Source organism: Streptomyces sp. NPDC039609, from assembly GCF_055596705.1.
The window spans coordinates 420372-435210 of the sequence record NZ_JBVIUJ010000003.1 but is presented as its reverse complement, the minus strand read 5'-3'; the positions used below and the strand labels follow the sequence as shown (position 1 = coordinate 435210).

Genomic DNA, 14839 nt, shown 5'->3' with positions numbered 1-14839 from the left:
GGCGTCGCGCAGGCCCGAATCTAGTCGCGAACATGCCAAACCGTCATGTTCGTCCCGGCGCGCCCACCGGGCGTGCCTTCGTCCACAGGAGATCCCCCACATGCATCGCCACACTCTCGGCGTCAGAACGGCCCTGTCCGCCGCCGCGGCAGTCGGCATCCTGGTCGCGTCCCCGGCCACCGTCATGGCCGCACCCGCCGCACCCGCGCCCGCCTCGGCCCCGGTCTCCGTGACCGCCGCGTCCACAGGCGGGGTCGCCGACCTCGCCGGTGTCGACTACGGCACGTGGCGTCGCGACGTCAAGGCGGTCGTCGACTCCGCCCGGCCGTACATCGAGCAGCGCACCGCGAACGCCAACGGCGAGAAGCAGGCGATCGTCCTCGACATCGACAACACCTCCCTGGAGACGGACTTCCACTTCTTCCTGCACCTGCCGACCCCGGCCGTGCAGGACGTCCGCGACCTCGCCCGCTACGCCCACTCCCGAGGCGTGGCAGTCTTCTTCGTCACCGCACGCCCCGGCATCATCCACGCCCTCACCCAGTACAACCTGAAGGCCGAGGGCTATCCCGTCTCCGGCCTCTACGTACGCAGCCTGCCCGACCTCTTCGAAGAGGTCAGCACGTACAAGACCGCCAAGCGCGCCGAGATCGAGGCCCGCGGCTACACGATCATCGCCAACATCGGAAACCGCTCCACCGACTTCGTCGGCGGTCACGCCGAGCGGACGTTCAAGCTGCCGGACTACGACGGCAAGCTGTCCTGACCGTGCAGCCGCGGTGCGCCCCGGACCTGCCCGCTCGCGCGGGTGCGGTCCGGGGCGTTCCCGTCCCCGGGATCACAGCATCCGCCCGAGGAGCCGGTCCCGTACGAAGAACTGATGCCGTGCCACGAGCCCGACGTGCGGCGCCAGCACGGCGAAGAAGAGCACATGTGCGGTGATGTGGACGGCAAGCAGATCGTCGCCCGCGGCCAGCAGCCAGAGCCCGGTCGCCGGCACGCCGAGGGTGAGAGCCGGCAGCGCGTACTCCGTCCAGTGGGCCAGGCTCCGTTCGAACGAGGTGAGCGTCGGCGCCCAAGGCGGCAGTGGCGTGGCGATCCGCCAGCCCAGCCGGAGCACGCCCAGCGCGAGAAGGGAGACACCGAGCAGGACATGCGCGGTGAACAGCGGATCGTCCCCGAAGGCCGAATACTCCCCGCCTCTGCCCCGGCCGTGCCCACTGCCCGACCCCCGGCCCCGCCCGCGCCCATGGCCGCCGCCGACGTCACTGAGCAGATACCCGATCGTGAACTGCGCGGCCATCGCCGCAGCCGTCGACCAGTGCAGCACCTTGGTGACCAGCCCGTAGCCCCACGGCCCATTGCGCAGCCTCGCCGGCGGCCCCTGCGGTGGCGTCGTCATCCACACAGCCTGGCACCGGCGTCGACCTCGACGCGGTGACGGGTCCGGCCCGGAGCGGTGGTCAGACGGCGGTGAAGAGCTCCTCGGGCACGTCGTCGAGGACGAAACCGCTGTCGAGGCGGACGCGGACCGTCACACGGTCCTTCTCCTGTTCGTAGGCCTGCCACGCCGGCACAAACGAGGCGATCTGCTCCTCGAGTCGGCCTCTGCTCTCGGGGGGCATCTGGTGGCCGAAGTCGTCGAGGAGGGACGTGAGCCTGAGGTACTCGCGGACCTCGTGGCCCTGTTCCCTCACGTGGGAGTCGACCCGTTCGACGGTGCCCTCGATCCCCGCCCCGAGGGACAGGGAACCGGCGATGTCGGCCCCGCCCGCGGGCGAGTCCTCGGCCAGGGTCACCGTGCCGGACAGCCTCAGCTCGGCCGCCAGCCGCACCCGGCGGCCCTCATTCAGCGTCATCGATCGTTCATCGCTCCCGGTCGGTCGGGCCGCGACCCCTACGCCGGAGGCGGCCCGGGTCCTGCCATTAGGCCACAACGGAGCGGCGAGCCGCTCACCGCCCGGGACTCGCGGGCGTTTCGTCCGATACTCGCCGTCATGACCGCTCAGCCTGACGCCGTGGCCACTCCGCCCCCGGACTCCTCCGGCGAGTCCGAACGGCATGCCTCGTGGCTGGAACTCTTCTTCGACCTGATCGCCGTCGCCGGCGTCGCTCAACTGCGCATCTGCTGCACGGCGCCCCCGGCCACGCCGACCTCGCCCTGTACCGCGTGCTCTCCGGGTGCCGAGGGGCGGGGCACCGGGGTGACGGCCGGTGCCCCATCGAGGCGTTGTGTCGCGGTGGCTTGCGCCGATCGGTTCCCGCTCGGTCAGAGCACCTGGAAGGAGCCCGCAGACCGTGGTGGGAAGCCGTCGAGGGCGTCGTCCTCGGCGGCGACGGTGTGCCCGAGCAGGTGAAGCGGACCCGCTTCGATGCCGAGCGCTTCCATGCCGCGCCAGTGTGCCAGGGCCAGCTCGGCGTCCACCAGGCCGTGGACCAGCGGGAGTTCCGGGTGTGCCGCGTGGAGCAGGGACTCCAGTCGGCATGAGGCGATCGTGCCGGGAAGCCATGTCTGCGCCGCGTACCCCGCCGCCGCGGCCGGCGGCAGCCACGGAGCCGTCCGGCGCTCGACGGACCCGACGGACAACAGGCCGCCGCCGACGATCAGGACGTCGCGCCGCTCCCGCATGCGGGCCAGGGCCCCCGTCGTGTCGAAGCAGTGCGGGAACGAGTCGTCGACGACCATCGCGCCTGCCCGCAGCCTCGACACGTCGAGCACCGCGCCGCCGCCGCTCACGGCAGTGACCAGGAGATCGGCTTCGTACACGGCGCCCGGCAGCGTCGGACCGGACTCGTGGACCTCCACGTTCCGGGCCAGACCGCGGGCGACCAGGTCCTCTTCCAGGCTCCGAAGCCGTGGCGCGCTGCCCGCGACGTCGCACAGGAGCAGCCGGGCGGGCGGCTCGGGCGCGAGCGTCAGGAGCAGCTCGAGGGACGAGCTGCCGATGGACCCCAGGCCGGCCACGGCGACGACGAGGTCGCCGAGTTCACGGCCCGTCCGGGCGAGCGCGGCGTGGACGGTCTTCACCACGGACACGGAGGTGGCCGCGTGCCCGGTCGTGAGGGCCGGCGCCGCCGGGGTGTCGGTGTCCGTCTCGCGCACGACCCCGAAGCCGTACGCCGTGAGGGACGGGATCATGCCCGCGAGCGAGACGCAGCGCGCGCCGAGCGACGACGCGTGCTCGACCGCTCGGGCCGTGCGGGCCGCGAGGTCGGACGTCGACGCGAGTTCGTCGGCGAACAGCGGAAGGCAGATGAATCCGGAGCGACCGAAAGGCGTGCTGATCTCCTCCACGAGTCGAGGCCGCCCTTCGGGGAAGAGCCGCCGACGGAGCTGCTCGCGCGACGCCGTCCCGGCCACCGGTCCGCCGGGCGAGGCGAGCGCGGCGAGCCGACCGGGTGGAGGGAGGTAGCCGATGAGCGCGGAGTCCAGGACGCCGACGGCGAGTGACGGCTCCGGCTCCGCTCCGCGCTCGATCGCCGTTGCGCGGCTGTGTGTCGCCGTGACCCGTACGTCATCCGTTGCTGCGCTCATCGCGTTCCGCAGCGCGCTGGTGAACCCGGCGAAGGCCGCCTCGTCCGGGAAGGCGGCGATGGACGCGCGCAGCGTCACCCGCAGCTCTCCTTCGCCGACCGGCCGCACCGCCAGGAACGTGTCCGTACCCACGGGAGGCGGCGCGAGGACGGCGTCGGCGTCGTCCCACCTCACGCGCAGCGTGTCGCCGCTCAGCGGACCGAGGGCCGAGAAGTCCAGGAAGGTGAAGAAGAACTGGGCGGCCGGCGGCAGTCCGCCGTTCCTCGGGGGAGCGTGCGCCCCCTGGACGCGGGCCGCTTCGACCTCGTCCACCACCGCGCGCAGATCCTCGGAGAACGTGCGCTCCGCCTTCCCCGGACCGGGCGGCGGGCCCGGCCGCAGCGGTACGGCAGCGGCGTACGGGCCGAACACGAGGTGAGCGTCGGGCTGAGTGTCGTCGTCGCGGCCGGAGACGGCAAGACCGAGGATCAGATCCTCCTGCCCGGTCGCGGCGGCCAGTGTCCGGTAGTACGCGGTGAGGACCGGGGCGAAGAGCGTCGTGCCCGCCGCGGTGGCCATCCGGCGCAGCGCGGCGACACGGTCCGCCCCCACGGTGAATCCGGCGGAGTGGTACGGATGTGCCGCAGGGTCTCCGACCGGGGTGCCGGTTCCGGCGGGACCCGCGAGGACGGGGCGCCGATACGCCGCGTCGAGTCGTGCCCTGACGGTGCCGTCGGACGACTCCGCGCGCTCGTGCAGGGCTACGTGGTCGCGGAAAGTTCCGCGCAGCGGCGGGAGTTCGGCGGGCTCGCCCCGTACGACACGGTCGTAGAAGGCGAGCAGCTCCCGGCCCAGCAGCGCCACGCTGTAGCCGTCGCCGATCAGGTGGTGGGCGTGGACGACGAGCGCGTGCTCGTCCGGCCCGAGGGTGAGCAGCCGCAGTCGCAACAGCGGCCACGCCCAGGGCTCGAAGCGGCGCTCCCGTTCCTCGGCGATCCGTGAGGCGAGGAGCCCCGGTTCGGCAAGGGTCTCGAAGTCGACCGGAAGCCGCAGGGCGGGCGGAAGTTCCTGCTGAACGGCGGGGCGCGCGCCGGCCGGGAACACGGTCCGCAGCATCGGGTGGCGTACGACGCAGGCGTCCACGGCCCGCTGGAACGCCTCGGGTCGCAGCGGTCCGTCGACCCGCAGACAGGCGAGCCATGCCGTGTGGGAGCCGGGTGCCATGGCCTCCGCGAGGAGGAATCCGCGCTGGGAGGGAGCGAGGGGGAACGGGGAGGGGCCGTGCGTGTGCACGTCGTCGCGGCCGAGCCGGTCCCCGGTGTCCGCCGGCTCGTCGACGGATCCGTCGACGGCGGCACTGTCGATCGCCGCGGCGAGGGCGGCCAGGGTGCGGTGGTCGTACACGACCGTGGGCCTGGGCAGGACCGGGATCTCCTCCCGCAGCCGCGCGAACACCTGGAGGACGAGCAGGGAGTCGCCGCCCAGGGCGAAGAAGTCGTCCTCGCGCCGGATCACCTCGCTGTCGAGCAGCTCGGACCAGACACGGGCCAGCAGGACTTCGGTCGGTGTCACCGGGAGCGAGCCCGGCGCGTCGACAGACATCTCGGGGCTGGTGGCGGGCGCGGACACGGTGAGCCCGGCGCGGTCGATCTTCCCGGTCCCGGTCAGGGGGAGTTCGTCGACGAGGTGAATCCGGGCCGGGAGCATGTACTCCGGAAGCGTCCGCGCCAGGTGGGCACGCAGAGCCGTGGAATCCGGCGTCGCGACGCCCGGCCGGCACTGGACGAAGGCACTCAGGCGCTCGTCATGGTGGACCACGGCCGTTCGGGCGACCGCCGGATGCGTCAGCAGCACCGACTCGATCTCGCCCGGTTCCACCCGGTGCCCACGGACCTTCACCTGGTCGTCGAGTCGTCCGAGGAACTCGAGAACGCCGTCTTTGTCGCGCCGCACACGGTCGCCGCTGCGATACCAGCGGCGACCGTCGCGCTCGGTGAACGCGGCGGCGGTCAGTTCCGGTTCATGCAGATAGCCGGGGGTGAGCCCGACGCCGGCGATGAGCAGCTCGCCGGGCTCGCCGGGCGCGCAGCGCCGTCCGTCCGCCGCCACCACGTCGACCTCCGTGCCGGTGAGCGGCGCGCCGATGGGCAGCGTCCGTACGTCGTCGGCGGGGCGGCTGTCGATGATGTGGAACGTGGCGTTGATGGTGGCCTCGGTGGGCCCGTACAGATTGGCGATCCGGTGCACGGGCCCGAACAGGTCGTACCAGCGGCGCACATGGGCGGGTGGGAGCGCCTCACCGCCGACGTGGATCCAGCGCAGCGCCGACAGATCCGGCGCCGGCGCGCCGTCCCGTATCCGGGTCTCGGCGGCTTCAAGGAGCCGCGACCACAGGCTCGGGACCGAGCTCCACACCGATATCCGCGCCCGCTCGACGCGGTCGAGCAGCGCCTCCGGGTCCCGGAGCAGCTGCCGGGGCACGGTGACCACCGTGGCCCCGACAAGGAGGGGCGCGAGGAGCTGGCGTACCGACGCGTCGAAGCACAGTGACGCCGTCTGCGCGAGCCGGTCGCCTTCGCCGTACCCGAACACGGCCAGCGCCCAGTCGAGGTAGTTGGTCATCGAACGACGGCTGATCGGCACCGCCTTGGGCCGCCCGGTGGAGCCGGAGGTGAAGATCACGTACGCGATGGAGTCGGGGCTCGGGGCCGGAACCTCCGCCTGGTCGGACCACGGCTCGACGGGAGCGGACGGCGGGTCGTCGACCGTGACCGGCGTGATGCCCGCGACGGCGGCGAGCTCCGTCGCCGACGCGCGGGTCGCCGCATGGCAGACGAGAGCCCGGGTACGGGACCGCTCCAGCTGGTCGGCCAGGCGCGCCGGGGGATGGGCGGCGTCCAGCGGCACCCATCCCGCACCGGCGCGCAGGATGCCGACCACGCCGACGACGGTGTCGCCCCCGGGCTCGGTGAGAAGTCCCACCAGCTCGCCCGGGCCGACGTCGTGGGCGCGCAGCCGGGAGGCGAGAGCACCGGACGCCCGGTCCAGTTCCGCGTAGGTGAGGACGTCACCGTCGCCCGATTCGACGGCCACGGCGTCCGGCGTCGCCCTGAACTGCGCGCGGAGGCGGGCGACGATGTCCATGCGGACGTCCGACGGCTCGCGGGCGGGAGCGGGCATCGGCCCGGCAGGGACCGGTACCGCGGCGGCCGTCTCGGCCGACCCGGCGATCGCCGTGGGCTTCGCGGCCTCGGCGAGCTCGGCCAGGTGCTCGTCGGCCAGCCGGGCGATCGTGGTCCGGTCGAACAGCCGCGCCGGGAAGTTCCACGAGAAGGACAGCGCCCCGTCGGACTCCCAGCACAGCAGACCGAGCCGGGTGGCGGCGGAGGCCGTACCGGCGGAGGTCGGGCGGACCTCCACCGGGCAGTCGGGGTCGAGGGCGACCGGGAACCGCGCGAAGCTGAAGGATGCGGGCGATGCGGTACGGGGTCCCGCACCGTCCGCCGGCAGGAGCCGGGCGAGATCCAGACTGGTGAGCCGGCCGTGCCGCTCGGCCTCGGGCCACGCGTCGCGCAGCCGTACGGCGAGCGCGTGCACCGAGTCGTCCGGGCCGACGTGGACAGGAACGGGAAGGGTGTCGGCCAGCGGTCCGACGAGCCGGTCGATGCCGGGCAGTCTGGTCTCGCGGCGGGCCCGCGCCACATTGACGGACACGTCCTCCCGGCCGCCACCCCACCGAGACAGACAGCGCGCGTAGGCCGCGAGCAGCAGATGGAACAGGGACACACCGTGGGCGGCGGCCATCTCGCGCAGCGCGGCCGACAGCTCGGGACCGGGCGCCACCTGGTGGGCGAGGAGCGGGGGTTCGGGGAGCCCCGACGGATCGCCGTCGTACGGCAGCGCGAGCGGCTCGCCCCTGCGGGCGAGTACCTCACGCCAGTGCGCCCGGTCCTCGGCGAGGGCGGCCTCCGACCGTTCCGCCTGTTCGTGTGCGGTGTAGGTGGCGAAGTCCGTGGTGGGCGGAGGGAGTTGATGGGGGCGGTCCTGGGACAGGGCCGTGTAGAGCACCCAGAGTTCCTCACCGAGGACGTTCAGGCTGAAGCCGTCGGCGGCAGCGTGATGCACCACGAGTACGAGACGGGCGGAGTCCGCTTCCCCGGTACGGGCGAGCACCGCTCGGGCGGGAGCCTCGGCGGCCAGGTCGAACGGACGGTTGCACAAGGCCTCTTCGAGCTGCCCGAGTTCCTCGTCGACGGAGCCGATGCCGGGCAGATCGCGGACCTCGTACCAGTCGGGTATCCGGTCGTGGCCGGGCGGCACGGCTGCTTGCGTGGGCGCGGCCTTCCCGGGGTGGATCCGCATGCGGAGCATGGGGTGACGCTCGGCGAGCATTCCGAGCGCCACACCGAGCAGATCGGGGTCGAGGGGACCGCGGACGTCCTGCGTCACATGCCCGTAGGCGGCGACGTCCGGGTACAACCCGCCCTGGGTGTGGAAGGCGAGCTGGACCGGCGTCAGGGAGAAGGGGACGCCGACGTCGGTCGGGCGGGAGGCGGCCGCACTCGCCGCGTGGGCGGGGGAGGGTCCCTCGGAGCCGAGTCGGTGCGCGAGTTCGCCCAGGGTCCGGTGCTCGAAGAAGAGCGTGATGGGCAGGGAGCGATCGAGCTCCTTCTCCAGCCGCTTGACGAGATCGACGGCCATGAGCGAGTCCAGCCCCAGGCCGAGGAGCTGTACGTCGTCACCGAGCTCGGCCGGGGGCACCTGGAGCGCCTCGGACACCAGCCGCCGCAGGACGCCCGACAGACCGGTCGCGTCCTCGGGGGGTACTCCACTCGTCGTGGCTGCCGGGGAGGGGGGCCGGACGTTCGGACGCGGGGGTACGACGACGGCGGCCGGGGTGCGGCGGGCGGTAGCCGTCCCCAGGTCGGCGACCATCAGCTGGGCGGCGTCGATCCCGCAGGCGTCGCGCAGGGCCTGAAGCGCCACGCCGGTCGCCGGCGGAGCGGGTTCGGTCAGGCGTCCCGCGCCGCCGCGAGGTTCCGGTCCCGCGAGGAGTCCCGTCCCGGCGAGGAGTCCCGTGTCGGCGAACGCCCCGAAGTTGACCGACAGCCACGGCCGGCCGGCCACGCGTTCGGCGGTGGCGAAGGCGTCGAGGTAGGCGTTGGCGGCGGCGTAGTCGCCGATCGCCCCCGCCAGGCCCGGCAGCACCGAGGCGACCGAGGAGAATGCCACGCACAGGTCGGGGCGCAGGCCGTGCTCGCGGAGTCCGCGCGCGAGCAGAGCGGTGCCGCGCGTCTTGGCGGCCAGGACCTCGGCCACCTCCTCGGGCGTCTTGGCCCGCAGAGTGCCGGGGCGGACCACCCCGGCCGCGTGGACCAGCACGTCGAGACGTGGCAGACCGGCGAGCAGCGCGTCGACGTCGGCCTCGCGGGAGACATCGGCGGCGCGGTACTCCACCGTGGCGCCGAGCGCCCGGAGTTCGGCGAGCAGCCCGGCGGGCGGCGCGGTCGAACGACCGGTCAGCACCAGAGTCGGCCGACCCCGTACCGCGAGATCACGGGCCAGCGCGCCACCGACCCCTCCGGCGCCCCCGGTGATCAGATACACGCCGTCGGCAGGCAGCGTTGCCGCCCGCGACACGGCTTCCGCGGCGACCGGCTCGGCCGTCCGGCCGAGGCGTCGCCCGGCCCGCCAGGCGATGGCGGACGCCGCCCGGCCCCCACCACCGTCCAGCGGCATGGGACGCGCGGCGAGTTCGCGGTCGAGCGCGTCGAGGCGCGCCTCGACCTCGTCCAGTGAGGACAGGTCGACGCTGTGGGCCGCGACACCGGGCAACTCCTCGGGCAGCGCCAGAGTCAGCCCCGTCAGGACCGCCTGCGCGGGGCGTGGGCGTTCCGGCCCGGCACCGGTGACATGGACGTCCTCGGTGACGACGAGCACGCGCGGGCGGTGGTGCGCGAGTCGCGACAGCAGGTCCTGGAGTTCGGTCACCATGGCGCGGTGCGCCGCGTCGAGCGCGGTGGCGGAGTCCGGCTCCACCGTCGGACCCGCGAGCAGCACGGCTGCCGTAGGGGCCGGTGCGCCGTCGGGCAGTGGATCCCCGGCGCGCCGGACCGTGACGCCCCGCCCCGTGAGCCGGTCCGTGAACGCGCGGGCGAGCGGCGAGTCCGGGCCGGCGAGGAGGACGGTACGCGGCCCGGAGCCGACGGTCGGCGGGGCGTCGTCCCACACGAACCGGTGCAGCAGCGGCCGAGGCCGGGGAGCGGTGGCAGGCCAGTAGCGGCGCCGCTGGAAGGGGTACGTCGGTACGGAGATCCGCGCCCGGCCGGCGTCCATGGCCGTACGGTCCAGCGGCACACCCCGCTGCCAGAGCCGGCCCACGGTCCCGAGCAGCCCCCGCGCACCGTCCCCGTCCCGGTTCCCGGCCGCGAGGACGAGCGCCCCCGCTCCGCGTGGGTGCGCCGCCGCGACGGCACGTACGGAACCGCGCAGAGAGTCGGCGCCGAGCTCGACGAAAGTGTCGTACCCGTCGCCGAGCAGGCGGTCCACGGCCGCGCCGAAGCGGACCGGCTGCCGCGCGTGGTTCCGCAGATACGCGGGGTCCAGGACCGGCTGCCACGCGGCGGTGACCGTACTCATCAGCGGAGTCACCGGCGGCCGGAGCGCCAGGGCTTCGGCGGCCTCGCCGAGCGGGCCGAGTACCGGATCCATCATGGGCGAGTGGAACGCCCGGGTGATCCCGAGCCGCCGTGCCGCGATCCCGCGGGTGGACAGCTCGGCGACCGCTAGGTCGACGGCGGCCTCTGTCCCGGCCAGGACGACCTGGTCAGGACCGTTGACCGCGGCCACACTCAGCGCGCCCTGCGCGTCGGCCACGAGGGCGGTGGCCGTCTCCTCGTCGCAGCGCGCCGCCGCCATGGCGCCGGGGGCGCACAACTCCGCCATCAGCCGACCGCGTTCGGCGGCGAACCGTACGGCGTCGGCGAGCGGGAGCGTCCCGGAGACGCACGCGGCGGCGATCTCGCCGACGCTGTGCCCGGCGACCGCGTCCGGCGTGATCCCCCACGCCCGTACCTGGCGGGCGAGCGCGACCCCGTAGGCGACGAGGAGCGGCTGGGCGATGTCGGTTCCGGCGAGCGCGTCGGGCGACACGTCGTGGTCGAGGCACCAGGCGGCGAGACTGCGTCCGCGGATCACGCCGGCGTGGTCGGACGCCTCGTCGAACGCTTCCCGGAAGGCGGGCGCGTCCGCGTACAGGGCGCGGGCCCGACCCCGGGGGCGTATGCCCTGCCCGGGAAGGAGGAGGACGAGACGTGCCCGGGAGCGCACGGCGGCGCCGATCGGCGGCTCCGGGTGGCGTCTGACCTCGTCCCGTACCTCGATGTCACGCACGTGGTCGTGGCGTACGGCGCTGTCGCGCACAGCGTCGTCGCGTACGGCATCGTTGCGAGCGTCATCGCGCACGGCGTCATCGCGCACGGCGTCATCGCGCACGGCGTCGAGTCGGGCGGCGTCGAGTCGGGCGGCGAGATCGCCCTCGGCGACGACGGAGAGGCGGTCGGGTCCCTCGTCACGGGCCGAGGCGACGGCGGCGCAGACATCGCCCTCGTCGAGACCGGGGTGGTCGCGCAGATGGTCCGCGAGAGCGGCGGCCGCGGCGCGCAGCCCGTCCGCCCCGTGGGCCGACAGCGTCAGCAGCCGTGGACCGCTCGACGACCGCGTCCGATTCTTCTCGGGCCGGGCGGGTGCCTCCTCCAGCACGGCATGGGCGTTGGTGCCGCCGAAGCCGAACGCGTTGACTCCCGCGACCAGTGGGCCGGGCGCCTCCCAGTCCCGTACCTCGTCCACCAGAGCGAAACCGGAACCGGCCAGGTCGAGCGCCGGCGCGGGCGCCGTCCGGAGCGGGGACGGCGGCAGCTGACGCCGGCCGAGCGCGAGGACCACCTTCACCAGGCTCGGCATGCCGGCGGCGTTGAGCAGATGCCCGACGTTGGTCTTGACCGAGCCGAGCAGCCGGAGCTGCCCGTCGGCGCGCGGCGGGAAGGCGTGCGCGAGCGAGCGCACCTCGACGGGGTCCCCGATCGGCGTACCCGTGCCGTGTGCCTCCACGTACGACACGCTCTCGGGGGCGACCCCGGCGTCTCGGTACGTCTGTGTGATGACCTCACGCTGCGTCAGGGGATTGGGCGCCATCAGGCTCAGTGAGCGGCCGTCGTTGTTCACGGCCGTGCCGCGGAGGATCGCCAGGACCGGATCGCCGGCCCGCTCCGCGTCGTCGAGACGGGTCAGGACGAGCGCCGCGCCGCCCTCCCCGGGGACGAATCCGTCGGCCGCCTCGCCGAACGCGTGACAGCGGCCGGTTGGCGACAGTGCCTGCGCCTTCTCGAGGAGCGTGTACCCGGTCGGCGTCAGATTGAGGTGAACGCCGCCGACGACCGCGACGTCGCACTCACCGTCCTGGAGGCTGCGGCGCGCGAGATGCAGCGCGACCAGCGCCGAGGAGCACGCGGTGTCGACCGCGAGCGCGGGCCCGGTCAGGTCCAGACAGTGCGCGACGCGGGCGGCGAGCATGGTGGGGAGGTTCCCGGTCAGCGCTGCCACCGGCAACTCGCCCTCGCTGTCCGTCTGTTCGAGCACCTTTCGGTAGCCGCTGTCACCGGCTGCGACGAACACACCCACCCGACGGCCGTGCCGACGGGGGCCCGCGTAGCCGGCCCGTTCCAGGGCCTCGTGCGCGAGCTCCAGCAGGATCCGCGCCTGGGGATCGGTCGCCAGTGCCTCCTCCTCCCCGATACCGAAGAACGCCGCGTCGAAACCGGCCGGCTCGTCGAGGAACGCGCCCCACCGGGCGTGGCCGTCCGACGGGTGTCCCCACCGTCCGTCCGGTACGCCTGTGACGGCGTCGTAGCCTTCGACGAGCCGCTCCCAGAACACCTCCGGGGTGTCGGCACCGGGGAAGCGGCAGGCGAGACCGGACACGGCGACCACGGGCTCGGCGCCATGGACCGGCTCCGGCCGCGGCGCGGAGGAGCGGGGCCCGTGCGTCGGCGGGCGGTGCGGAGGGGAGTCCACCGCGGTGTCCGCGGTGAGGATCAGCCCGGCGAGCGCGGCCACCGTGGCGTGGTCGCGGATGTCGGACGGACGCAGCGGTACGCCGAACTCGTCCTCCAGGGCGGCCAGTACCTCCATGGCCTTGAGCGACGAGCCCCCGAGCGCACGGAAGTCGTCGTGCGGCGTGATCTCCTCCACCGGCAGCCCGAGCGCCCGGGCCCAGACCCGGACCACGCCGGCCTCGACGTCCCGACGAGAGCGTGGCGCGGGCGACGGCGGTACGTCGTCGCGCCGCGCGTCGGCCGGCACCCTCGTTGCGTTCCGGGCCCGTGGGCCCGGTGCATCCCCGGCCTGTGCGGCCGAGGTGAGTTCGGCTCGGACGCTCGCCGCGTCCCCGGCCCGTGCGGTGGGTGTGTCCCCGGCCCGCACGTTCGACGCGTCCCGGGCCCGTACGGTGAGCGCGTCCTCGGTCGGCACCCCTGCCGTGACCCCGGTCCGTACGTTCCGCGCCCCGCCGGCCGGCTCCTCCGCCGCCGGATACCCGCCCCGTTGTCCCGGCGGGGACGTGGTCCCCGCCACCCCGACAGCCCCCCGCCCCGCGATCTCCGGATGCTCGCCGCTCTCGAAACGCTCCCTCAGCACACCGCGTCGCACCTTCCCGCTGGTCGTGCGAGGGAACGCCCGTACGGGCATGGCCAACACCCGTACGTCGTCATGCCCCAGAGCCGCGCGGACCCGCGCCCCGACCTCGCGCAGCAGTTCGACGGTCACGGCGGCCAGGGGTGGCGCCGGCGCGAGGAAGACGACCACCCGCTCGCCGTCGCCCGCCGGATCGGTCGAGCCCACGACCGCGACCGGGCACCGCCCGAGGCCCGGCGTGCCCGCGGCGACCTCTTCGAGATCCACCGCGTGGAACGTACGCCCGTCGACGAAGACGACGTCCTTGGACCGACCGGTCACGCAGAGCCGTCCCTCGTGCAGGAATCCCATGTCGCCGGTGCGCAGCCACCCGTCGACGAACGCGTCGTCCGTCGCCTCCGGAGCGCGGTGATAGCCACGGGCCACCTGCGGCCCCCGGACCTCGATGTGGCCGACCCGCCGGTCCTCGACGGCCTCGTCCCCGCCGTCGGTGATCCGCACGGCGCACCCGTGCACGGGGCTGCCCACATCCATCAGTTCGACGGCGTCCGGGCCGGGCACCGCGTCCACGGCCCGCCCGTGACTGAGCGCGGCGCGGTCCAGCACGAGCGGTCGCGCCACCTCGCCGGGTGGCGGGAAGGTCACGGCGAGCGTGGCCTCGGCGAGGCCGTACACGGGCTGTGGCGCACTCGCCGCGAGCCCCGTGCGCCGCATCCGCCGGAGGAAGGCCCGCCACACGGCGGGGGAGATCGGCTCCGCGCCGACCAGGACCATCCGCACCCGCGTCAGGTCGAGACGGGCGAGAACGTCGTCCGGCACGCGCCGTTCGACGAGGGCCAGGGCGAAGTTGGCGGCCGAGAGCAGCGTCGCCCGGTGCCGTGCCGCCGCCTCCAGCCACCGTGCGGGCCGCTTGGCGAACGTCAGAGGCTCGAGCCGGACCTGCTTGATCCCTGCCGACAGCGGGACGAGGTGGGTGCCGATCAGCCCCATGTCGTGGAAGTACGGCATCCAGGTGGCCAGCACGTCCTCGGAGGCGATGCCGGCCGCTGCGCGGATCTGAGCCAGATTGGCCAGGACGGCCGCGTGGGTGAGTTCGACTCCCTGGGGAGCCCGCGTACTGCCCGAGGAGAACTGCAGGAACGCCACGTCGTCAGGGGTCCGCTCCGGCAGCCGACGCGGCGCGGGGTGGTCCCGCAGCCCGTCGAGCGTCAGGGAGCGTACGGGCTGGGGTAGGGCGTCGAGCAGCGGCGCGGTGGATGTGCCGACCGCCACCGGCGGCCGGCCGAGGAACTCCCAGACGGGCAGCACCCGCCGGATGTCGGGAGCGAGCGGCACCGGTACGAGTCCGGCGGCGACGGTGCCCCAGAAGAGCGGCAGAAACTCCTCACTCCGATCGGCGGGCAGCACCACATGGCTTCCCGGGGCGAGACCCGCGTCGAGGAACCCTCCGGCGACACTCAGCGAGTCGGAGAGCAGCGCGCGATGGGTGACGAACCGTTCGCCGCCGTCCCCGCGCACATGGACGATCCCCTGGTCGGGCGCGGCGTCGGCCGCCCCGGTCAGCACGTCCAGCAGCACCGTGTCGCTGTTTCCCCGCATCAATGCCCCCGTGGATCTCCCCAGCTGCGGGCCGCC

Annotated in this window: 4 protein-coding genes; 1 reads left to right on the top strand and 3 read right to left on the bottom strand. The window is 74.0% G+C overall.

Translation table 11 applies throughout. The features are described 5' to 3' along the window. Window positions 1-100: 100 nt before the first annotated feature. Window positions 101-766, top strand: coding sequence for an HAD family acid phosphatase (locus ACZ561_RS11000; RefSeq protein ID WP_470992316.1), 666 nt, complete (start codon window positions 101-103; stop codon window positions 764-766). 72 nt (window positions 767-838) lie between these two features. On the opposite strand, the gene ACZ561_RS10995 is transcribed toward ACZ561_RS11000, so the two are convergent. The 3 genes from ACZ561_RS10995 to ACZ561_RS10985 all read right to left on the bottom strand — a co-directional run bounded on the left by ACZ561_RS10995 (window position 839) and on the right by ACZ561_RS10985 (window position 14803). After that, complete coding sequence (locus tag ACZ561_RS10995) at window positions 839-1402, bottom strand: cytochrome b (protein ID WP_470992313.1); 564 nt, start codon at window positions 1400-1402, stop codon at window positions 839-841. Between the two features lie 61 nt (window positions 1403-1463). Next, window positions 1464-1859 carry a hypothetical protein gene (locus ACZ561_RS10990; RefSeq protein WP_470992310.1) on the bottom strand — a complete coding sequence of 132 codons (396 nt, stop codon included), beginning with the start codon at window positions 1857-1859 and terminating at the stop codon, window positions 1464-1466. Window positions 1860-2269: 410 nt separating this feature from the next. Beyond that, the gene (locus ACZ561_RS10985; RefSeq protein WP_470992308.1) at window positions 2270-14803 is read right to left on the bottom strand and encodes an amino acid adenylation domain-containing protein; all 12534 of its coding nucleotides are present in this window, start codon (window positions 14801-14803) and stop codon (window positions 2270-2272) included. Window positions 14804-14839: the final 36 nt, after the last annotated feature.